Here is a 21549-nt window from a genome sequence, read left to right on the forward strand (position 1 = left end):
TGGGACATACTTGGTGCGGCTGTCCTGACCGGCCTGGGGCGTGGCGCCCACTTCCTGACCGACAGCCAAGATCTCCGAACCGAGGCTCGGGGATGGTTCAGAAATCTGAACCATCGGCCTGCAAAGACCGGCATAAGGCATGCGATGCTCATGGCGGTCACCAGCCCCGCCTCGATACACGCCATGTACCGCATCGCCATCATTGAAGACGTTGCCATCGAAAGCGAACGGCTGAAGGCGCTGATCTGCGAGTCTTTCGAAGCTGAGGTGCTCCAGGCCTTCACCAAGACCGAGGCCGAGGAGCTGCTTGGCCGGGAGACGTTGGATCTGGTAATCATGGACATCGAACTCGGCGCTGGTCCGAGGAATCGCTATGCCGGGTTGGGTCTGCTGAGCGACATGCGCGACAAGCCCTGGCCCACCATCGTGGTCTCCGGCATGCCCGAGGGCAACCTTCGCAATCTGGCCCTGACGTTGCACGCTTATGAATTCGTGGCCAAGCCCGTCGACGACCAGGACTTCGTCCACAAGGTCGAGCATGCCCTGAACTGGGATCGCGGCGACCCGGGTAAGGACCTGTTCGGCGCAGAGGGCTGGCCCAAGGGGCTGGAACCTGACCCCGACAAAAAGAACAAACTACGCTGGAACGGCAAGCAGGTGAAGCTCACGATGACGGAGCTCAGCATCATCCAGTGCCTCATCGAGCAGCCTGGCGCCGTGGTGGGCTACAAGCGCCTGCTGCCCAACTTGAGCTCGACCGCGAACGTCAAGGCGCTGGCCACCCACGTGTCCGGGGCGCGCCGCGCGTTCCGTGAGGTCGACCCCGAGTTCAATCACATCGCCAATGAGCCTGGCAAGGGCTATGTCTGGAAGAATGAGTCCTAGCCGGTGGGGTCGCTGGGCACGGCGGTGGGATTTTTCGCTGCGCACCGTGGCGATGATCGCCGTCCTAATGCTGCTGATCGGCTTCGCCGTCGACGACCTGGTGACGACCGCCCGGGAAAAGGACCAGCGCGTGCAGGAGTCGGAACTACGCGGCCAGTTGGCCCAGTTTCTGCTCAGCATCCGTGAGCCCGATGGGTCCAGCCTGCTAGAGAACCCTGAGGAGTTTTCCCAAGCCAAGCGCCCGCTGCAGATCAACACGCTGCGCCGCAGTTTTTTCAGCTATCTCCTGCACACGGGCAACGCCAAGACCTTCAAGGCGTCGGAAGTCAACTGGGAGGGCCCGAGGGCCTGCCAGGTCGAATTCCCTGCGGTGAGACAACAGGGTGTGCCCATACCTGCCCTGCAGGCCTGTTTTGCGGCGGTGCCCAATGACCCCTCGGGTCGGTTCGTCTACTTCTCACTCAGGTATCCGTCGGCCAAGATCCATCAGCACAGATTTGGTCGGCCGCTGGGCGATGTCAATCGCGTGATTCTCACTTTTGCCGGCGCCCGGGAGACTCGATTCACCCTGACGTTCCAGCCGCCGCCACTGGCGCGGGCCAGATACCCGTCGCAGCTGAGCCGGTTCGACGGTGTGCACGAGTTGGCGGCCTTCCAGAATGACGACGGCGGCAGGCCCATCCGACTGATCAGTGGCCAGGCGTTCGAGAGCGTCGTCCACGACGAGGGCAGTGTTGCCAAGGGCTTCGTCCCCCTGGTTGGCCGGATCGACTCGGCCATCTTGCAACCGACTGCAGCGGATGTGGCGACCTGGCCATCGCAGCAGCTCAAGGGGATGAAGGTCGGCGTGAAGGTGTACGAAGTGGATAAGGCCAGCGACGAGACCTATGTCGCCTATGACGTCGCGGCGGGCCGCCCCGGCACGCCGCTGGTCTCGCTGTCACAGGCATACCTGGCCGCGGTGCCCTCGCGCGCGCTGCTCGAAGTCACTGCGCTGACGGCGGATCGGACCAAGCGCATCGTGTGGCGATCCGACACTGCCGAGAGCGCCGAGTCCCCCCGGCTTCAAGGCCGGTTTCAGCGCTTCGCCGACTGGCTGGCCGAGAAGGCGCTCTCGCGGCCGCGCTTTGATACCGCGTCGCTGAGTGCCAAGCAACCCTTGTACGTTGCCGGCCTCGTCGACGCGACCGCGTCGTTGAGAAAAACGCCGGTCGCACTGCCAGACCTGGCCACCCGAGCGTTCGCGTGGATGTCGTTGGCGCTGCTGCTGATCACCGTGCTGGCAGGCCACTGGGCGTTTTACATGATCCGGCTGCTGCGGTTACGGGGCGCAGCCTATTCAATGGCAGTGCGCCCGCGTGGTGGGGGGCAGCCTCAAGCCCTTTGCCACCCAGAAAGACGAGATCGGCACGCTGGGCCGCGTCTTTCATGCGCTACTGGAGAAGAACCGGCTGCGAAACACGCACGTTCTTCGCCGGCACCGGCTGGAAGACAGCCGCCGAACCGAAGGTCTGCGGCTGGCCGAGGCCCACGTGCAGGCCCGTCAGGCGATTCTCGACGCCATCGGCCACGAGATCCGGTCACCACTGGCATCGCTGCTTACCCGCACCAAGGACAGCCCAGAGGTGCAGAAGGATCTGTCCCGGGTGCGCAGGGCCGTGGACGCGCTCTATGAAGCCACGTCCGTCGAAGATGGCCTGCGCAACGGAGAGATCGTCATAAGCACACACGATGTCGCCGAATTCGCGGGTCGCTTGGCGGCTAATCTGCGGGACGATGGACAGCCCGTGATCTACGTTGGCCCGACACACGACGTGCTGGCAGACATCGACACCATCCAGCTTGAGCAGATCCTAGACAACCTGATCGAGAACGCCGAGCGCTACCGCAGGCCAGGCACGGACATCGAACTGCAACTGGTGTCCAGCGACGCGGCGTTGACGCTGACCGTGTTCAACCAGGGAGCGCCGATTCCAGATGCCGACCTCGACCGGATTTTTGATCTCGGCGTGTCGGGCAGCGATCAAGCGGGCAACAGCGGACTGGGCTTGTTCGCCTCGCGCATCTACGGCCTGGCCATGCGCCTCACGCTTCACGCCGAAAACCGCTCGAATGGCGTGGCCCTGATTTTGGGGTTTCCGGCCCAGCCGGCTTCGTCGAGTAGAGGAATCCAGCTTCATGGTCGGCGCGCATCGGACAGCTGACTCTTGTGCGTCTCGCTGTCGACGTTGCCAGCGACTGCTTGATGACGGTCAGCGTGAGTTCGCCCCGTAGCGACGGCGGACTGCACCCGCTGCACAGCCGTCGACCTATTCAGGATGGAGGCGCTTTTTCGCCGCGCCCCCTGAGGGACGACGCTCAACCCGTTGCGGACATTGCCGGCGCCAGAATCAGCGCCACAAAGCAATCGTCGAAATAGGCTTATCCGATGACGTCGCCGCCTTCGTCGACGCGAATGGATGCACCGGAGTGGAAAGTCTCGCGTCTGTCGAACTCGCCAGTGGCAATGAGGTCTCGCTCCTTGACGCTCCAGCACTCGCCCGTCGAATAGATGTGTACGGCGTAGCCGACAAGCGTGCCGTCGTCTTCGACCGACTTACCCAACACCGCTGCAAGCTGGCCATTGATCTCGGCAAGCTCCCCGTCGGTGGACGAGATGCATACCTTTTCGTAGAACTCAAATAGCGTTGCGCGCTGCGCCATCTATCGCGTCCCTCAGCTGTGGCACGTCATGCATCCTCAGGGTACCGGAAAGCAGCCATCGCGTTCGGGTGCAACCGGCCTGCAATCGCGCGGGATGGCGCCACGGCAGCATGGATTGCATGCGGCTACGACTGCGAAGAAGCGGCGGAGCTGCTCGACAACTGGCCATTGTCACCACCATCGGAGTGAGGCGGAGCGGCGGAAAGCATCGGCCCGCCATCGGTCGGCAGGCATGAATAATCCGCCCCATGACATCCCCAAGCGGCCTCGCCGCCTTCCTGCTTGCCGCCGCATCGATCGCGCCACTTTCCGCACTCGCTGAAACGCCGCTGGTGGAGGCCCAATCGCGGGTGGCACTGGCGTCACTCCAAGGTGGCGTGACCAAGACCCTCAACGCCGGGCGCATCGATCCTGCCGTGGCCGCCTGCGTGCAGGCACTGCCTCCGGCGTCCTTCCATGGCGTCATCCGCCAGTTGGTGGAGAACGCGTTCGAACCGGGCTGGGACCGCATGGTGGACACCTTCCTGGAATCCCCGGTGGAACAGAAGCACGCCAAGCGGGCCTGGCTGCGGGCCTATCGCAACCTGCAGCTTCCGCTGCCGGAGCCGATGCCGGAATTCGATGCGGAGGACAAGCAGCAGCTGGAGATGTTCTCCAGCCTGACCGATGTGCAGCGCTACCTGAAGGAAGACTTCCTGGCCGGTCCCGACGCCTCGCCGGCGATCTCGCGCCGGGTGCGAGACCTGGTGCAAGGCTGCGCGGCGTCGGTCAACGCGGCGAGCCGCGCATCGGCATCACCTGGCACTGCGGCGTCGGGTGTCTTGCCCGCCGGCTCGCCGACGACCGAGAGCCGTGATGCCTCGATGGCCGCCGTCGCCACGGCCAACGACATCGTCCGGCGCATCGGCCAGGAGTGCCTGAACCTGTTGAATCGGCCGGAATCGCCCAAGGATCTGGTCGTGGCCTGGCAGAAGCGCAATCAGGTCTTCGTGAATGCCGCGGCGAAGTACGAGGCCGCACGCATGGCCGAAGCCCGTGCGCAAGGCGGCAAGCCGCAGGCGGACCAGGTGTGGCAGCAGATGACCAGCGCGGTGCGCGGCAACGCGCAGGCCGCCGTGCGCTCGATGCTGGACAAACCGGATCGGACGGCCGCCTGCCAGCGGGCCATGGACGTGGTCGAAGCCGGCGGCTTCGACATCAGGCCGGAGCTGCCGATGTACGGAGAGATTCAATCGCTGGTCGCCTGGGCGGCGGGGCGTCCTTGAGACGCGGCCGGCATGCCCGGCGCCATGACGCCAGTCCGCTGGTGGCAGTCGCGGCGGAATCTTCGGAACTGGATGGGCAACGATGAGACGTCTTCATCCGGCCTGCTCGTCGCGCTGGCCATCATGGCAACCGCGTCCCATGCCTCCCAACCGTTCAATGGCAGACATGACGTCCCATTCGTCGCGCCACCGCCACCGCCGCCACCCCCTCGGGCCACCCGGCCGTTGCTCCTGCTGCTCAAGCGGGTCTGCGACCTGGGCTTGATCTTCGAGCCGGTGATCCTGGCGGACTACCTGCCCTTCGCTCTTCGTACCTCTTTCTACGAGGACCCGGTCGTGCTCCGTGCCGACAAAGCTCCCACGCCGCTGGGCATGACAGCGACCTACGAGCGCAAGCTCTGGGAGGCGCAGCCGTCCATCACGTTGGCCTGGCCCGCCAGCCCGCTCGTCAGCATTCCGAGTTACGACGTCTACGCGGCCATCGGCATGCCGGACGACGTCGAAGCGTTCGGCGCCCGAGACAGCGGCGGCGGACGCTTCGAGATCTACGAGCAGATCTGCAAGTCGAACAGCCGATTGCTGGTGGTCTTCGGACGCGACAGCGACGACGACACTGGTTGCTCGAACACGCGCGCTACGGCTGCAGAGGCTGGAAGCCTTCGGTCAGCACAAGCGTGCCCTCGGTCGAGGCGAGGCGAAGCTTCTTCACCTCGGTGTACTCCGGCGAGAAGTAGAAGCTCTCGACGGCCGCCAGGCTGGGGAACTCGACGACGACCATGACCGTCTGCGGACTCCCTTCGACCCGTCGAGCATTCGCATTGAAGACGATCGGCTTGCCCTTGTATTTGAGCGAGATCGGGCGGACGGCGTCCCGGTATTTCTGAAACATGGCCTGGTCACGGATGGTGAAGTTGGCGATCAGATACCCGGGCACCGTGCTGCTCGCAGCCGCCGGCGCAGCGGCGGCCTTGACGTCCTGGGCATGCCCGACGGACGTGGCGAACGCGATGGCGAGCCCGATGACGGTACCGGCAATGGGGCGATTCATGAAGTTCCCTTTGGTGGCAAGTCGCTGACACCCTCGCCGGGCGAAGCGGTTCTTTGCAAGCGATGTGGTCGCCCGGTGTCAGACCGCGCAGCCCGCGACGGCCTCGGTCTTGATGATTGACGTTTGATGATGCACAGCGAGCCCGGCGGCCGCGGCAAGGCCCCCCGGGTCTGCGCGACGGTGACGAGCACCACGGGCAGGCCTTCGGGCTGCCAGCCCAACGCAGTGTGCAAGACCAGGGTGTCGCGATCTTTCATGGCGCCCGCACCCATCAAGACTCAGGCCAGCTTGAACGGCAGATCGCGCACCGGCTTGCCGGTGATCCGTGCGATGGCGTTGGCAAACGCCGGTGCCAGCGGCGGCAGACCGGGTTCACCCATGCCGGTGGGCGGCTCCGCGCTAGGCACGATATGCACCGCGAACTGCGGCATGTCGGTGATGCGCGGGACGGCGAAATCACCGAAGTTGCTCTGCTCGACGACACCGTCCTTCAGCGTGATGGCCGCGCCCGGCAGGCACATCGACAGGCCCATGAGCGCGGCACCTTGCACCTGCGCCTCCACGCTGCGCGGATTGACCGCGAGGTTGCAGTGCACACCGGAGGTGACCCGGTGCAGCACCGGCTTGCCGTCCTGGACAGAGGCCTCCACCACGTACGCGACGACCGAGTCGAAGGACTCGTGCACGGCCACGCCCCAGGCGCGGCCAGCGGGGAGCTGCTTCTTGCCGTATCCGCTCTTGTCCACGGCCAACTGCAGCGCGGCACGGTGACGCGGATGCTTGTCTCCAAACAGGCGCATGCGGTAGGCCACCGGGTCTTGCTTCGTGGCGCGGGCGATGTCGTCGAGCAGGGTCTCCATCACGTAGGCGGTGTGCGTCGAGCCCACGCTGCGCCACCACAGCACCGGCACGTTCACCTTCGGGTGGTGCACGGTCAAGCGCATCGGCACGTCGTACGGTTTGCGCATGCCTTCGGTGGCCGATGCGTCGACGCCATCCTTCACCTGGAACTGCTCGAACACCGTACCCGCGAGAATGGACTGCCCGACGATGACGTGGTCCCAGGCCAGCACGTTGCCGCGTTCGTCAAAGCCGATGCGTGCCCGATGCACGTGCAGTGGGCGGTAGTAGCCGCCCTTGATGTCGTCCTCGCGGCTCCACAGCGTGCGAATCGGGACGCCCAGCCCAGCGGCTCGGGCGGCCCTGGCCACGGCGCAAGCTTCGACGACATAGTCACTCGATCCCACGAAGCGCCGGCCGAAGCCGCCGCCTGCCGTCTGCACATGCATCGTCACCTGCTCGGGCTTGAGGCCGAGCACACCCGCGGCGGCACTGGCGTCCAGGCCGGGGGATTGCGTGCCGACCCAGAGTTCAGCTCGATCGTCCGACAGCTTCACCGTGCAGTTCAGCGGCTCCATCGGCGCATGCGCGAGGTAGGGGAAAACGAACTCGGCTTCGAGTCGTTGCGGTGCTGTCGCCAACGGTGCCATGTCGGCATCGAACGCACGGGGGCCGGGTTGGCCGGCCAGGTCACGGAACTCGGCCAACAGACGTTCGCTGTCCACCTTCTCGACGCTCGAGGTGTTCCATTGCAGCTTGAGCGCGTCCCGGCCCTGCTTGGCGGGCCAGTAGCCGTCGGCGACCACGGCCACACCTTCGCCGCCTCGGTCCCCCGGTATGCGCAGTACGGCCTTCACGCCCTTGATGGCGCGCGCCGCGCTGTCATCGACCGACGTGAGTCGGGCGCCGAATACCGGCGGACGCGCCACCACCGCTGTCAGCTGACCGGGCAGACGCATGTCGATGCCGAAGTCCTGCCGCCCGCTGCTCTTGGCACGCGCGTCAAGACGCGTGGTGGGTTTGCCGATGATGCGGAAGTCTTTGGGGTCCTTCAGCGTGACCTTCTCAGGCACTGGCAAGGCCATGGCGTCCTGGGCGAGCTCACCGTAACCCGCCTTGCGGCCCGCTGGACCCAGCACCATGCCCGCTCGCGTACGCAGCGTGCTCATGTCGACATTCCAGCGCGCCGCTGCAGCCGACAACAACATGGCGCGGGAGCGCGCGCCGAGTTCGCGGTATTGCGTGAAGCTGTTCTTGATCGAGTGCGATCCACCGGTGAGGTGGATGCCGAACATCGGGTCGAGGTAGGCCGCGTCGCCTGAACCGTTGCGACTGCGCACCATGCGCCAGTCGGCATCGAGTTCCTCGGCCAGGATCATCGGCAAGCCGGTCTGCACACCCTGACCGAACTCCAGCCGGTTGATGGTCACGGTGACCTCGCCGTTAGGCGCGATCTGCACGAAGGCCGACGGCTGCTGCGTCGGCTTCAGACCGCTGGCTGGCTGGCCGTCAGCCTGCGCTGCAGCCGGCTGCGAAAAGGCGCCCAACGCGAAGCCGGCACCGCCGGCACCGGCCAGCTTGAGGAAGCTGCGGCGTGGCAACCCGTTGGCGTCGCCGGCCTGGTCCCGGCCCAACAGGTGCTGCAGAGCACGCGGCATTTCAAGGGCGTCGATGTTGCGCAACATGATGACTCCTTCAGCCCAGGGTCTTGGCAGCGTCGGCCACTGCGACACGGATGCGGGCGTAGGTGCCACAACGGCAGATGTTGCCCGCCATGGCGGCGTCGATCTCTGTTGCCGAGGGCTGCTTGCCCTTGGGCAGCAACTTGAGGAAGGCGGTGGCGCTCATGATCTGACCGCTTTGGCAATAGCCGCACTGGGCCACGTCGTGCTTGACCCAGGCCGCATGCACGGCGGCACCGACACGATCGCTGCCGTCGGTGGTGGCCTCGATGGTGGTGATCCTCTTGCCTTCAGCCGCGGAGATCGGTGTGATGCACGAGCGGATGGCCTGGCCGTCCAGGTGAACGGTGCAGGCACCACACAGTGCCGCGCCGCAGCCGAACTTGGTGCCGGTCATGCCCAGCGTGTCGCGCAGGGTCCAGAGGATCGGGGTGGACGGATCGGTATCGACCGTGTGATCGCGGCCGTTGACGATGAGTGTGGTCATGCTGTTCTGACACCCTGGAAGTGGATTGGCGAGGCTGGCTCCATGCGAGTTGGAGCGCGGTCACGTCGAGGTGTCGACGTATTCCATGAACATCTTGTTCATACGACCGCCGCGCACCTTGATCCTTGAGAAGGCAGCTTCCAGTTCCGCAAGATCGGCAGGGCTCAGCCGAACCTGCAGGGCCCCGAGGTTCTCGTCGAGATGATCCAGGCGGCGTGTGCCCGGTATAGGCACGATCCAAGGCTTCTGCGCCATCAGCCACGCGAGCGCGACCTGCGCGGAGGTCGCGTTCCTCGTCTGGCCGAATTGCTGCAACACATCGACAACCGCCTTGTTTGCGGCCAGGTTCTCGGGCGAGAAGCGTTCGAACCCGGAGCGGAGGTCGGTCTCAGGATCGAGCTTCGTGTGCGGGCTGATCTTGCCGCTCAGATAACCCATTCCCAGCGGTCCCCAAGGCACGAAACCGATGCCCAGTTCCTCGCAGGTATTCAGCACGCCATTGCGCTCGACATCCCGCTCCATGAAGGAGTACTCGGTCTGGACGGCAGCCAGCGGCTGAATGGCATGCGCCCTTCGGATCGTCTTGGCGCTCGGCTCGGACAGGCCGAAGTGCAGAACCTTCCCGTCTTTGATCAGGTCCTTGATGGCACCGGCCACCTCTTCGATGGGCACCTTGGGATCGACCCGATGCTGGTAGTAAAGATCGATGCGGTCGGTTCTGAGACGTTTGAGCGTGGCTTCGACGACCTTCTTGATGTGTTCAGGTCGGCTGGTGACGCCGCCGGTGCCGCCTTCGATGTCGAAGCCGAACTTGCTGGCGATGACGATCTGATCGCGAAACGGCGCGAGCGCTTCTCCGACCAGGTCTTCGTTTGTGTAAGGGCCGTAGACCTCTGCGGTGTCAAAGAATGTGACCCCCTTGTCATGTGCAGCGCGGATGAGATCAATACCCTGCCTCCGGTCTGCGGGCGGTCCGTAATTGGCGCTGATGCTCATGCACCGGAGCCCAACGCCGAAACTTCCAAAGCACCGAGTTTTCGCGTCTGCATGTTGTTGCTTCGTTTCAAGCTGCGTTGGGGCGGGCCGGAAGCGGCGGCCCACGACGTCTGCGCCGTGGCAAGGCTGGTCGCGGCGAGGGCAGCGCCGGTCAAGAAGCTACGGCGACCCTGGCCAGTCAAACTTGTTTCCTGCTCATTCGTATTCATCACGTGGGGCGTCGCATGGACGTGGGAAATGGCTTGACCTCGAATGTGGGCGGACCGTCTGAAAAGAAAAAGGTCCCCCCGCTTACGACCCTCTGAAGAGTCTCTTCAAGATGCCATCCCCGACGAGCTCCTTGCGCTCTCGTCAGCCAGGAGCTCTGCCCTCGGTGGTGGTATTGACCGGGCGAGGGGCTACCGCGTTGACGGAAATCATGCGTCCCGCCAGTTCCTTCGCCAGGACATTGGCATAGATCTCCTGCGCGGCCTTGGTTGCCCCATACGGCCCTGTGGTGGGCAATCTCGCGTGTGCGACGGTGGAAGACAACGTGATGATGCGACCGTTGTTTCGAACTCGCCGGGCGGCTTCTCGCATCGTGTAGAACCCGCCGACCGCGTGGGCGCGCTGTCACGGCGCGCCATGGTCCAGCATGGCGGTGCCGCTGGCACCACGCTGCGCTTGGCCGACCTCGAAGTGGACCTGCTCGCCCGCCGTGCCAGGCGCGGGGAACAGCGTCTGGATCTCACCGGCAAGGGGTTCGCCCTGCTGCTGGTCCTGCTGCGTCGACGTGGTCAGATCCTCACGCGCACCACGATTGCGGAACAAGTGTGGGACATGCGGTTCGATTCGCAGACCAACGTGGTGGAGGTCGCGATCCGGCGCCTGCGCAGCAAGCTCGACGACCCCTTCGAGCTCAAGTTGCTGCACACCGAACGTGGCATGGGATACGTTCTGGAGGACCGTTCTTGATCGCCGGCACTGACACCATACGCAATCGCCTGACCTGGAAGCTGTCGGCCCTGATGTTGTTTCTCTCCCGCAGCGACCGGGGTGCCCAGGCGCGGCGCGGGGACCCGGTAAGTCTGCGTACGCTGGCTGAAAAGGTGGTCGAGTTTCATCAGTTCAGCCTGGAAGAAGCGGGGCTCCGCGGTGCATCGTCGTCCGATCAAGGCGCGTGGCGACCGACGTACTCGATCAGCGCCTTCAGCTTTGAGGGCTGCTCGTGCCTGCTGGGGTAGTACAGGTAGAACGCCGGGAAGGTGGGTGAGAACTCCGTCAGTACAGGCTTCAAGCGTTTGGCACGGATGTAGGGCAACGCCAGTTGCTCGAAGGTGTATGCCAATCCGACGCCTTCGAGTGCGAGATCCAGGCTGAACGTCGTGTCGGTGATGATGATGTTGCCGCCGACCTCGTAGTCCACCAGGCGGTCGTCCACGTCGAACTCCCACTTGTAGATGGCGCCCGTGGCGGCGAAGCGCAGCCGGATGCAGTTGTGACGCACGAGGTCGTCCGGATGCCTGGGGGCAGGCACGCGCTTCAGGTACTCGGGGGTAGCAACCACCATGACCTTCATGGCCCCGCCGATAGGGACGGCGATCATGTCGCGATGCACGCTCTCGCCGAAGCGGATGCCTGCGTCGAAGCCTTTCTCGACAATGTCGACAAAGCCTTCATCGTTGGTCAGTTCGAGTTGGACATGCGGATTCTCCTGAAGGAAACCCGCCAACAGGGGACGCAGGACCAGCGCGGCGGAGACCCTCGCCGCATTCAGGCGCAGGGTGCCGGACGGCTTCCCCTGAAGGACCTTCAGTTCGTCCCCCGCCTCGACCACTTGGCCGAGCGCCGGCCCGACGCGCGCCAGATAGGCCTGGCCCGCCTCCGTGAGGCTGACGCTTCGCGTGGTCCTATTCAACAGACGCACGCCCAGACGCTTCTCCAACTGCCGTATGGCCTGGCTCAACGCGGAGGGCGAAACAGCGAGGTCCGCGGCTGCTGCCGTGAAGCTGCCGTGTGCTGAAACCTTCCAGAAAGCGATCAGTCCGTCGAGTTGATTCAGCTTCATACCTTGAAGCTTAACTTCACAGGGCTTGTGCCATTACCCTATTTTTCTTTCTTCCGCTGATTCCTACAGTCGCCGACATCAAGTCATCGCAAGGAACAGTCATGAGCAAGGTCTGGTTCATCACAGGCGCGGGCAGCGGCATCGGTGCCGGCGCCGTCAAGGCTGCGCTGGCGGCGGGTCACCGCGTCGTCGCGACCGGCAGGAATGTGGAGAAGGTCAGGAATGCCCTGCACGGCTCAGCGGCTGACAGGCTGGAGGTGCTCCCGCTGGACGTCACGGACGCCGCGCAGGTCTTGACCGCCGTCGAGCAGGCGGTGACGCGCTTCGGCCGGATCGACGTGGTACTGAACAACGCGGGTTACAGCCTCGTCGGCAACTTCGAGGAGCTGACGACGCAGGACATGGAGCGCCAGTTCGCCACCAACTTCTGGGGCGTGAGCCATGTGATGCGCGCCGCGCTGCCGGTGATGCGCGAGCAGCGCTCCGGCCACATCATCAACATCAGTTCCGTGGCCGGCGTGGTCGGGATGAAGCACTGCAGCGCCTATGGCGCCAGCAAGTTCGCCCTCGAAGGCCTTTCGCAGGCGGTTGCCGACGAAGTCGAGAAGTTCGGCATCCAAGTCACCGTCGTCGAACCGGGTTTCTTCCGCACGGACCTGCTGTCCGCAGCGAATGTCCACTGGCCAAGCCATCGCATCGACGACTACGCCGCAGTCGAAGTGAGCGCGCAGGAAATGTGGTCTCCCTATGCAGGTCAGCAGCCAGGTGACCCTGACAAGCTCGGCCAGGTCCTGGTTCAGCTCGTCGGCATGGCGCAGCCCCCGCGCTTGTTCGTGGCCGGCGCAGACGCCATCGACATGATTGCGCCAGCGGTGCAAGCGCGGCTGGACGCCGTGTATGCGCTCAAGGAGCTGTCCTCGTCCACCGCCGGCAGCTTCTGATCCCGGCGTTCTCCGACTTCAACACAAGACGCGCAATGCCTGGATCGTTCGACAGCTACAAGCTGAAGGGGATCACTCTTCCAGAGGCAGATGGTTTCGTGCGCAACGGTCAACTCGACCTGGTGATGCTCGCTAAGACAACGCCGGCAACCGGATTTCCGTCAGCACCCACGACGCGAATCCCCGTCGCTGGAAGACCAGCCCGGTCCGGCGATCCTCGGCCTGTCCCGCGCGACGCGCGTAAAGGATGAAGGTGTCCACGCCGGGGCGTTCCGTCGTCCAGATGGGTTCGCGCTTCGAGGGCGCCTTGCTGCCGTCGGGCTCACCCTCCTCGTCGACGGGCGTGTCGCCAGGCGTCTTCGCGCGCGACTCCCGGCGGGGCATCAGCTTGCCTTCCTGCATGATCCGCATGACGGCCTCCGGGCGCACGAACGCCTCCACCATCCGATCGACCATCGCCGTCGCGAACAAGGAGCCCAGCGCCGCGCCGGCCTTGGCGATGTCGCTGCCAGATTCGGACCGCTCGGTCGCGCGGGCGCCGATGGCCGCCGACAACTGGCCCTTCAGGTTCTCACGCAGCAGCGGATAGTCGACGCGTTCGTTGAACGCCGTCGCATCGCCGGCCTTCGCGGCATTCCGCATCTGGTGGATGGCCAGCCACGGCGACCAGTACCAGTAGGCGGCGAGCGCCAGGACTGCCGCGATCAGCGCGGCCTTCGAAAACTTCCGTGCGGTGGGGGTCATCCCTTGCCTTGCGTTTGATGCACCGGGGACCAGTGTAGAAAACTCAAGGCAGGGAGGCGTCGCAGGATCAGTAATCGATCCCCACCCGGATCCCGAAGGTCCGCGGATCGTTCCAGTAGCCGCGCACGAAACCGCCGCCGTCCTGCGCGGCGTTCTTCGTCATCTTGTTGGTCGCGTTCAGCACGTAGACCTCCGCATGCCAGTCCTTGGGCGCCTGCAGCCGCAGGCTCGCATCGACCTTGGCAAAGGCCTTCTGCCCGTCGGAGATGTGCGCGTTGTCCAGGTTGCGCAGCGTGAAGTACATCTTGTCCTGCCACTTCACGTTGACCCACGGCGTCAGCTCCCAACCCTCGCCGAAGCGGAAGCTCTGCGAGAAGTTGATGCCGAAGCTGTACTTCGGCGACAGCGGCAGGTGGTTGCCGGTGATGTCGTAGATCTGCCGGCCGGCGTTCTCGCGGATCGGACCGGTGTAGGGGTCAGGACATGCCGGTGCGCCCATCTCGGCGCGCGTGCCGCAGTTCCAGCTGTCGCTGAAGGACGGGTAGTCCTTCATCCTGCTGTTGATGTAGCTGAAGAAGGCGCCGAGCCGCGCACCCGCCCACGGCTTGTAGTCGACCTCCAGCTCCAGCCCGGGGATGTCGACGACACCGACGTTCACCGTCTGCCACTTGGTGACGATGTCGCAGGTCGGGTTCTCGTCGGGGCACGGCCCCACCTGCTTCACCCTCGAGGCGAAGAAGTCGCCCGTCACCTGCATGTCCTTGTAGCGGCTGTAGAAGAAGGTCGCCGACAGGCTCAGCCGCTTGTCCAGCATCAGGCCCTTGTAGCCGAGCTCGAAGTTGGTGACGGTCTCCGGCTTGTAGGGGAAGAAGGTGTACTGCGGGCCCGCCGGTCCGTCGACGCATTCCTTGCCGCCGCACCTGTCGTCCTTGTCGCCGAAGCCGCCCGCCTTGTAGCCCGACGACAGCGAGGTGTAGACCATGTCCAGCGGCGTCAGCTGCTTGCGCAGGCCGAGGCGGTAGGTGAACTTCTTCCAGCTCTCGCTGTGGTCGTTGCCCGCGGGCTCGCCCCACAGGCCGTACGCGCCGGGACCGGCGAAGGGCCCCATCTGCTCGGTCAGGTCGCGGCCGTTGTGCGGGCGGAAGCCCGGCGTGCCGGGCGTGCCCGGATCGAAGAGGCCGTTGTAGTACGCCGGCGTCGAGCCGTCCCAGCCGCCGTAGACGCGCCCGCCCTTGTCGGTCTTCTTGTCGAAGCTGATGCGGCCGCCCACCGTCGCCGTCCAGGTCGGCATGAAGGTCCAGTCGGCCTGCGCGAACAGCGCCTTCGCGTCGATCTGGCGATCGGGCTGCTGGTAGTACTGGCTGGTCGGGAAGCCGTAGGGCGCGGTGATCAGTTGCTCCTGCGCATAGTCGATCGCGTTCTTCTCGTGCATCCAGAACAGGCCGGTGACGAGCTGCACGTTGTCGGTGTGATGCTTGAACTGCAGCTCGTGCACCTGCGACTTGTACGTGGAGCCCAGCGTCAGCGAGGTCTCGTCACGGAGCGGCCAGGTGCCCCAGTCACCGTCCGGTCCGACCGGCCAGGTCGCCGTGACCTGGCGCGACAGCGGGTAGTAGCCGCCGTCGTCGTCCGACTGCTGCGAGCGCTTCTGCGTGGCGTAGGCGAAGCCGTACTCGATGCTCGACTGGTCGTTGAGCCGCCAGTTCAGGTTGGAGCGCACGGTGTCGATGGACATGTCCGTCTTGCCCGGCACGTTGACCTTCACGTCCCACTTGCCGCCGGGGCAGGCGAAGTCGGTGCCCGCGGCCATGTCGCAGTCCTTCATCGCGATCTCGCCGGCGCCCTTGTTCTGGAACTTCTCGTAGGCGACCAGCCATTCGAGGTCGCTGGAGAGCTTCACGCGGCCGGCGATGCGGGCCGCCCACTCGTCGCGGTTGTAGTAGTACTTGCTGCGCGGCACCTTGACGTTGCGGCGCTGGTCGACGTCGGGGATGCCGTCGGCGACGAAGCCGTGCTCGGGCATGTCGATGTCGGTGAAGTCCTGCTGCTGGTTGATCCAGCCGTCGCGCTTGATCTTGCTGACGGTGGCACGCAGCGCGATCGTGTCGTTGACGGCGATGTTCTGCACCAGGTTGAGCTGGCGCTTGCGGTAGTTCCCGAGGTCCAGCTCCGCCGTGCCGTAGGTCGCGCCGAACTCGGGCTTGGCCGGGATGATGTTGATGCTGCCGCCGGTGGAGTTGCGCCCGAACAGCGTGCCCTGCGGGCCGCGCAGCACTTCCACCTGTTCCAGGTCGAACATCAGCGCCAGCGCGCCCTGCGGCCGCGGCGAGTACAGGCCGCCCACGTGCAGGCCCACGGCCGGATCGCCGACCTCGGTGAAGTTGGTCGAGCCCACGCCGCGGATGTTGATCTGCACGCCCGAATCGGCGCCCTGCGAGATCTGCAGGTTCGGCACCTTGCCGGAGAGGCCGCGCACGTCGTGGATGCCTTCGCGGGTCAGGGCGTCCTGGGAGAGCGCCGTCACCGCCACGGGCGTCTGCAGCAGGCTGGATTTCACGCGCGTGGCGTTGACGGTGATCACCGGCAGCTCGTTCTTCTCCTTGTCCTTGATCTCGCGGCTGTCCGCCTTGCTCTCGGCTTTGCTGTCAGCCGTCGCCTCGGCGGACGGGGACGTCTGCGCCTGCGCGAAGGCCGTGGCGGCCAGCAGGCTCACGGCGGCGGCCGTGGCGGTGGTGGGGAATGCCGCGCGGACTGCGGCTCGGAGTGCAGGGCGGAAGGCGGGACGGAAGGCGGGGCGGAAGGCGGCTCGATCGGGTCTCATCACTGGGATCTCCATGGGTCTGGCAGGCAGCCGCCGCCCCGGCGACGGGGCCGTGACGCGGGCTGGAGGGGGGCAGAGGGAGGAAGCGGCAGGCGGCGTCAGCGTTCGGGGCTGGGCTTGAACCGGGACAGCAGGCGGGACAGCGGAACGACGTCGTTGGTCACGAGCGGCCGCGCCCAGGCGCTCACCCCCAGGATGTAGAGGAGCGTGAGGAAAACAGTGGACATCGCGGCGCGCAGGCCGATGGCGTCGCCGAGCCCGCCGACCAGCAGCGGCACGACCGCGCCGCCGAGGATGCCGGTGCAGAGCACGCCGGAGAACGCGCCATGGTGGTGGGGCACCGAGTTCAGGCCCAGCGAGAACACCACCGAGAACATCACGGACAGGAAGAAGCCCGAGACCGGGAAGGCGATCTGCGCGACGTGGGCGGAGCCGAAGAGCGCGAGCGCCACGCTGCCGATGGCCAGCATCGTGAAGCCGGCCAGCACGACGCGCGAGTCGAGCAGCTTCAGCAGGCCGAGGCCCAGCAAACACCCCAGCGACATCAGCCCCCAGAAGCCCGCGACCGCGTCGGCGCCGTCGGTGGTGGCGGACACGCCGTGATAGGTCGAGAGGAACTGCGACATCCAGTTGGCCAGCGTCTGCTCGGTGCCGACGTAGGCCATGATGCCGAGGAAGAAGAGGCGGACATCGCGCCGCGCGAGCAGCTCGCGGTAGGCGGCCCAGCCGCCGGCGCGTTCATCGTCCTTGAGCTGGACCTCGGGCAGCGGCAGCGTCTGGTTCGCGACGATCAGCGCGATGAAGCCGACGACGAAGATCCAGTAGAACGGCACCCACGCGAGGCCCTTGGCGGCATCCGGACGCTCCATCAGCAGCTGGAAAGCCATCGGGCTCAGGAACGAGGCCAGGCCGAAGACGAGTTGCCCCATCACCGAGAAGAAGGCGAAGTGGGACTCGCCGCCGGCCGTGCGCATCAGCGGATTGATCACGACCTGCAGCAGCGCCATGCCGAGGCCGATCACGAAGAGCCCGCCGATCGCGGTCGCATAGCTCGGCCACAGCGCGATCGCCAGCGATCCGCCCGCGTTCAGCACGAAGGCCGCGAGGAGGGTGAAGCGCGAGCCGCGGCGCTCCACCAGCAGACCGCCCGGGATCGACACCAGCCCGTAGGCGAGGAAGAACGAGAACGGCAGGAAGCCCGCCAGGCCCAGGCTCAGGTGGAAGTCCTGGATGATGATCGGCATCAAGGGCCCGATCAGGTTGGTGACGAAAGGAGATCACGAACCAGATGACCAGGATGTAGCCGACGATCAGCGCGCGGTGCTTCATGGCGGGTTCTCAGGCGGGAACTTGGGAGGGAACGCAGCCGGCGAACTCGCCGGCGCGGATGGTCGTGCGCGGGAAGCGCGACAGGATGGCCCCGGCGGTGCGGCAGCCCGCGGCCAGGCCCTCGGCGACGTCGCCGCCCCGCAGGCGCGCGGCGAGGTAGCCGGCGTTGAAGGCGTCGCCGGCGCCGATGGTGTCGAAGATGTCGGCGGGCTCGGTGATGCGCTGCACGCGCTGGCCGCCCTCGACACCCAGCGCGCCGCGGGCGCCGACCTTGACGATCAGGCTCGCGCCGGGCTTCAGCGCGCGGCCGATCAAGGTGAGCGCTTCATCGAGGTCCCCGGTGCCGGCGATGCTCTGCGCCTCGAGCTCGTTGATGAGCAGGTGATCGCAGTGCGGCAGCCAGGTCATCACCTCCTCCCGGTCCCAGCCTTCGGGCGGCCAGCCGGTGTCCAGCGCGACGCGGTAGCCGCGGCGTGCGGCCTCGGCCATCAGGCCGGCGTAGCGGGGGCGCAGGCCGGTGAGCAGGAAGGGCGCGGTGAACAGCGCGATCGCCGGCGCCGTCTCCGGCATCTCCGGCGTCTCCGTCGGCTGCAGGTGCCCGAGCACATGCTCGGCCGACAGGCGCTGCAGGTGACCGTGCGTGGTGAAGAAGTTGCGCTCGCCGCAGGTGTGCATCAGGCCGACCGAGACGGTGGTCCCGATGTCGCAGATCTCCAGGCTGGTCTCGATGCCGGCGAGCTGCTCCGCCAGCCAGTGACCGAAGTGGTCGTTGCCGACGGCGGAGATCAGGTGCGCGCGCTGTCCGATGTGACGCGCGGCCAGTGCGGCATTGGCGCCGGAGCCGCCGGGGCGCAGCTCGCTGCGCGGCATCAGGAGTTCGGTCCCGACTTGCGGCCACCCGGTCAGGCTGCCCAGCACGAGGTCCACGCCGACGTCGCCGACGATGCTGAGCGGGGGATGCGAAAGAGGTCGTGCCGTGTCCATGGGCGCGACTGTAGGAGCACTCAGAACACAGCGTCAATAATTAAATCCATTGGATTTAAGTAATCAAGGGAATCCCCCAAGGGGCTTTACCCTGTCCCTACCCTCGCTTGGGCATCGGTGCCCGGTGCCCCAGCAGTTCGGCCACGTCGGCCTCGCCGCGGCGGTCCTGCTGCAAGGTCTCCAGCCGCGGCGACAGCATCTCGTAGATCGGCAGCACGGCGGCGCCGAGGATGGAACTGTCGTCTTGCCGGTCCGACAGCAGCAGGCGGTTCTCCGGCGTCGCGACGCCGCCGCGCACCGAGCGGTGCCAGGGCTGCGCCAGGCCGACCAGATGCTCCACCAGCACCTTGGGCGCCGAGCCGCCGATGACGATCGAGTGCGGGTCCAGCATGTTCTCGATCATGCAGACCGCGTCGCGCAGCCGGTCCGCGGCCTGGCGGCACCACTGGTGCAGCGCCTTGTCCTTCGGATCCTTCAGCCGCTTGGCCAGATCGAGCGTCCAGACGTCGTGGTCCGACACCTTCAGCGCCTCCGCCAGCGAGTGCATGGAGACGTAGCGCTCCAGGCAGCCGCGGTTGCCGCAATAGCACGGCGTGCCGCCCGGCACGATGGGCACGTGGCCGATCTCGGTGGCATTGCCGTTCGAACCGGGATACGCGGCGCGGCCGATCACCAGTGCGCCGCCCAGGCCCAAGCCCAGGTGCAGATAGAAGAAGTTGTCCAGGTTGCGGGCGACGCCGAAGAGCGTCTCGCCCAGCGCGCCGGCCACGCTGTCGATCCGGTAGAAGACGGAGAGGCCGGTGACCTCGCCGAGTTCGTCCAGCACGGACAGGTCGTTCCACCCCTCCAGCGCCGTCGGGCCGACGAAGCTGATGTCGGTGTGACCCAACGGCCCCGGCAGCGCGACACCGATGCCCCAGAGCGGCTCGGTCGATTCGCGCCGCAACTGCGCGACCAGCTGCAGCATCGCGGCCAGCATCTGGCGGCGATCGCTGGTGTCCATGTCCACCTCGCAGCGGCTGCGGATGTCGCCGACCAGGTTCACCAGCGCGGCCGACGCGCGGCCCGGCTCCAGGCTGATCCCGATCGCGTTGCCCGCCTGCGGGTTGAGCTCGAACGCGATCGGCGGCTGGCCGCGCGACTTGTCGACCTTCTGCCGCCTCGAGACGATCAGGCCGATGGCCTCCAGGTCGTTGGTGATGTTGGCCACCGTCTGGGGGCTCAGCGACACCATGTCGGCGATGTCCTTGCGCGACGCCGCGCCGTGCTGCCGGATGAAGTCCAGCACGACACGGCGGTTGTAGGGCGCGCTCGACTGTTGGGTGGCACCTCGACTGGTGGTTCTCATGCTGGCGGGTGGTCCTTCGGGTATCCCCCATTCTGACCCAGCTTCACGACGGCGGCAGGCGCCCGGCCGACAAATGAATTTACACATCCAGTGGTTTTATTTATTGCGCACAAGAAATGTTCCGCCTACATTCGCCGCCCATGGGCTGCAACGACCCACGCCCCCGAGCGCAGGACCGGCTTGGCGAGAGTGGTGGGCAGCAGTCCTCGGGATCCCTTGTCCCGTGGCGCAGGCCACGCCCCCCTACCCCCGTGTTTTCGGAGGCAACCACCATGCAATCTCGTTCCCCCAGCGTCCGCCGCATCGGCGTGCAAGCGGCGCTCACCGTTCTGGCTCTCGTCTGCGGCGCGTCGGCGGCTGTCGCAGCCGGCAAGCCCAAGGCAGCGGCTCAGACGAACGGCCAACCCAGCGTCTACGTGCAGGACGGCTGGGTCTACACCAACACCTTCACGGCCACCGGCCAGCCGCTGGTGACGGCCACCCAGGCGGCCGCGGCGGCGGGCGTCATCCCCGTCGGCGATTCGCGCGTCTACGGCAAGGTCTTCGACAAGGGCCGCAAGCTGACGGTCAACCAGTGGCAGGCCGTGCTCAGCATGGACGCCTATCCGGAGAACGGCACCACCAACTATCAAGACCCGGAACCCTGGCGCTATTGCGAGGTCGATTACGAAGCCTCCGAAGGCATCTCCGACTACCGCGGCGACACGCTCGGCCCGGTGGGCGTGACGACGGTCGGCGACTTCCCGGACTACTTCAAGAACGCCTACGCGCCCTATGTGCTGGGCAAGACCGGCGCGACCAACACGGACATGAAGAACTGGGGCGTCCAGGTCACCGGCATCGCGGCCGCGGACATGAAGGCGGACGACTCGCGCCTGGATCCGTATCCGAACCTGGCCCGGTCCAACTCGAAGAAGCGGGCGGCGCTGACCAAGATCTGCCAGGCGCTGCAGTCGGACTTCGACAACCGCCAGGACAAGTACGTGATCAGCCATTACGCCCACATCGACAGCGACAAGCTGCTGCCGGTGCTGGACGCGCTGAAGAAGCTGGGCTTCACCAGCTTCGGCCAGTACAACCTGGTCGGCCTGGCCTTCCAGGTGCAGGTGAACACGGGATCCATCGGCAGCATCTCGGCGTTCTCCTCGGTGAAGTCGGCCGGCAACTGCGGCAGCATGTCCAACGAGACCTGCTTCGCCACCTACCTGACGGACCAGTACATCCGCTGGCTGAAGTCCTCGAGCCTGGGCGACGATGCGGGCAACTGCTGGCGCGCCAGCATGGCGCTGGACATCTACAAGCAGGATCCGACGATGGGCAACGTCAACGTGGTGACCAGCATCATCAACAGCAAGTACCCGAACAACTCGGGCAAGTGCCCGACCTCGGGCGTGAAGTGGTCCAAGAACATGGCCTGGAACTGATCCGA

Annotated in this window: 17 protein-coding genes and 2 pseudogenes; 7 read left to right on the plus strand and 12 right to left on the minus strand. The window is 65.8% G+C overall.

Going from position 1 to position 21549, the window contains the following annotated elements; translation table 11 throughout:
* Positions 1 to 183: 183 nt before the first annotated feature.
* Genes ACFJIX_RS03590 through ACFJIX_RS03600 form a run of 3 tightly spaced genes read left to right on the plus strand, consistent with a single transcriptional unit; the run spans position 184 to position 3089 of the window.
* On the plus strand, positions 184 to 885 hold the full coding sequence (locus ACFJIX_RS03590) for a response regulator transcription factor (protein WP_377157809.1): 702 nt from the start codon (positions 184 to 186) through the stop codon (positions 883 to 885).
* 46 nt (positions 886 to 931) lie between these two features.
* Entirely contained in the window at positions 932 to 2560 is a 1629-nt protein-coding gene (locus ACFJIX_RS03595) for a hypothetical protein (RefSeq protein ID WP_377157810.1), read from the plus strand.
* Entirely contained in the window at positions 2511 to 3089 is a 579-nt protein-coding gene (locus ACFJIX_RS03600; protein WP_377157811.1) for a sensor histidine kinase, read from the plus strand. Before ACFJIX_RS03595 ends, ACFJIX_RS03600 begins: the two co-directional genes overlap by 50 nt.
* Positions 3090 to 3306: 217 nt before the next feature.
* Here the strand turns inward: ACFJIX_RS03600 and ACFJIX_RS03605 are convergent, their stop codons facing one another.
* Positions 3307 to 3588, minus strand: a complete 282-nt coding sequence (locus ACFJIX_RS03605) for a hypothetical protein (protein WP_377157812.1) — start codon at positions 3586 to 3588, stop codon at positions 3307 to 3309.
* Between the two features lie 248 nt (positions 3589 to 3836).
* Between ACFJIX_RS03605 and ACFJIX_RS03610 the strand changes: the two genes are divergently transcribed.
* Entirely contained in the window at positions 3837 to 4853 is a 1017-nt protein-coding gene (locus ACFJIX_RS03610) for a hypothetical protein (protein ID WP_377157814.1), read from the plus strand.
* A gap of 634 nt (positions 4854 to 5487) precedes the next feature.
* Here the strand turns inward: ACFJIX_RS03610 and ACFJIX_RS03615 are convergent.
* The 5 genes and pseudogenes from ACFJIX_RS03615 to ACFJIX_RS03635 all read right to left on the minus strand — a co-directional run.
* Positions 5488 to 5901: a DUF1330 domain-containing protein gene (locus ACFJIX_RS03615; protein ID WP_377157815.1), complete on the minus strand. Its 414-nt coding sequence runs from the start codon at positions 5899 to 5901 to the stop codon at positions 5488 to 5490.
* Positions 5902 to 6179: 278 nt separating this feature from the next.
* Positions 6180 to 8426, minus strand: coding sequence for a molybdopterin cofactor-binding domain-containing protein (locus ACFJIX_RS03620; protein WP_377157817.1), 2247 nt, complete (start codon positions 8424 to 8426; stop codon positions 6180 to 6182).
* Positions 8427 to 8436: 10 nt separating this feature from the next.
* Positions 8437 to 8910: a (2Fe-2S)-binding protein gene (locus tag ACFJIX_RS03625; protein ID WP_377157818.1), complete on the minus strand. Its 474-nt coding sequence runs from the start codon at positions 8908 to 8910 to the stop codon at positions 8437 to 8439.
* A 60-nt stretch (positions 8911 to 8970) separates the two neighbouring features.
* A complete protein-coding gene (locus ACFJIX_RS03630) occupies positions 8971 to 9906 on the minus strand; it encodes an aldo/keto reductase (protein ID WP_377157819.1) in 936 nt (311 codons plus the stop codon).
* 351 nt (positions 9907 to 10257) lie between these two features.
* A pseudogene (locus ACFJIX_RS03635) lies at positions 10258 to 10488 on the minus strand (SDR family oxidoreductase); the annotation flags it as partial.
* Positions 10489 to 10503: 15 nt separating this feature from the next.
* On the opposite strand from ACFJIX_RS03635, the pseudogene ACFJIX_RS03640 reads away from it, so the two are divergent.
* A pseudogene (locus ACFJIX_RS03640) lies at positions 10504 to 10860 on the plus strand (winged helix-turn-helix domain-containing protein); the annotation flags it as partial.
* Positions 10861 to 11056: 196 nt separating this feature from the next.
* Here ACFJIX_RS03640 and ACFJIX_RS03645 read toward each other — a convergent pair.
* Positions 11057 to 11953: a LysR family transcriptional regulator gene (locus tag ACFJIX_RS03645; RefSeq protein ID WP_377157820.1), complete on the minus strand. Its 897-nt coding sequence runs from the start codon at positions 11951 to 11953 to the stop codon at positions 11057 to 11059.
* A 101-nt stretch (positions 11954 to 12054) separates the two neighbouring features.
* On the opposite strand from ACFJIX_RS03645, the gene ACFJIX_RS03650 reads away from it, so the two are divergent.
* Positions 12055 to 12894 carry an SDR family NAD(P)-dependent oxidoreductase gene (locus tag ACFJIX_RS03650; RefSeq protein WP_377157821.1) on the plus strand — a complete coding sequence of 280 codons (840 nt, stop codon included), beginning with the start codon at positions 12055 to 12057 and terminating at the stop codon, positions 12892 to 12894.
* A gap of 132 nt (positions 12895 to 13026) precedes the next feature.
* Here ACFJIX_RS03650 and ACFJIX_RS03655 read toward each other — a convergent pair whose 3' ends face one another.
* The 5 genes from ACFJIX_RS03655 to ACFJIX_RS03675 all read right to left on the minus strand — a co-directional run bounded on the left by ACFJIX_RS03655 (position 13027) and on the right by ACFJIX_RS03675 (position 20120).
* Positions 13027 to 13638, minus strand: coding sequence for a DUF2939 domain-containing protein (locus ACFJIX_RS03655; RefSeq protein ID WP_377157822.1), 612 nt, complete (start codon positions 13636 to 13638; stop codon positions 13027 to 13029).
* 67 nt (positions 13639 to 13705) lie between these two features.
* A complete protein-coding gene (locus ACFJIX_RS03660; protein WP_377157823.1) occupies positions 13706 to 16459 on the minus strand; it encodes a TonB-dependent receptor in 2754 nt (917 codons plus the stop codon).
* 98 nt (positions 16460 to 16557) lie between these two features.
* Positions 16558 to 17718 carry an MFS transporter gene (locus ACFJIX_RS03665; protein ID WP_377161590.1) on the minus strand — a complete coding sequence of 387 codons (1161 nt, stop codon included), beginning with the start codon at positions 17716 to 17718 and terminating at the stop codon, positions 16558 to 16560.
* Between the two features lie 79 nt (positions 17719 to 17797).
* A complete protein-coding gene (locus ACFJIX_RS03670; RefSeq protein WP_377157825.1) occupies positions 17798 to 18772 on the minus strand; it encodes a carbohydrate kinase family protein in 975 nt (324 codons plus the stop codon).
* 97 nt (positions 18773 to 18869) lie between these two features.
* Entirely contained in the window at positions 18870 to 20120 is a 1251-nt protein-coding gene (locus ACFJIX_RS03675) for an ROK family protein (RefSeq protein ID WP_377157826.1), read from the minus strand.
* A gap of 272 nt (positions 20121 to 20392) precedes the next feature.
* On the opposite strand from ACFJIX_RS03675, the gene ACFJIX_RS03680 reads away from it, so the two are divergent.
* Positions 20393 to 21544 carry a hypothetical protein gene (locus ACFJIX_RS03680; RefSeq protein WP_377157827.1) on the plus strand — a complete coding sequence of 384 codons (1152 nt, stop codon included), beginning with the start codon at positions 20393 to 20395 and terminating at the stop codon, positions 21542 to 21544.
* Positions 21545 to 21549 lie beyond the last annotated feature (5 nt).

Origin of the sequence: Roseateles sp. UC29_93, assembly GCF_042695725.1 — a bacterium.
GTDB lineage: Bacteria > Pseudomonadota > Gammaproteobacteria > Burkholderiales > Burkholderiaceae_C > Roseateles > Roseateles noduli_A.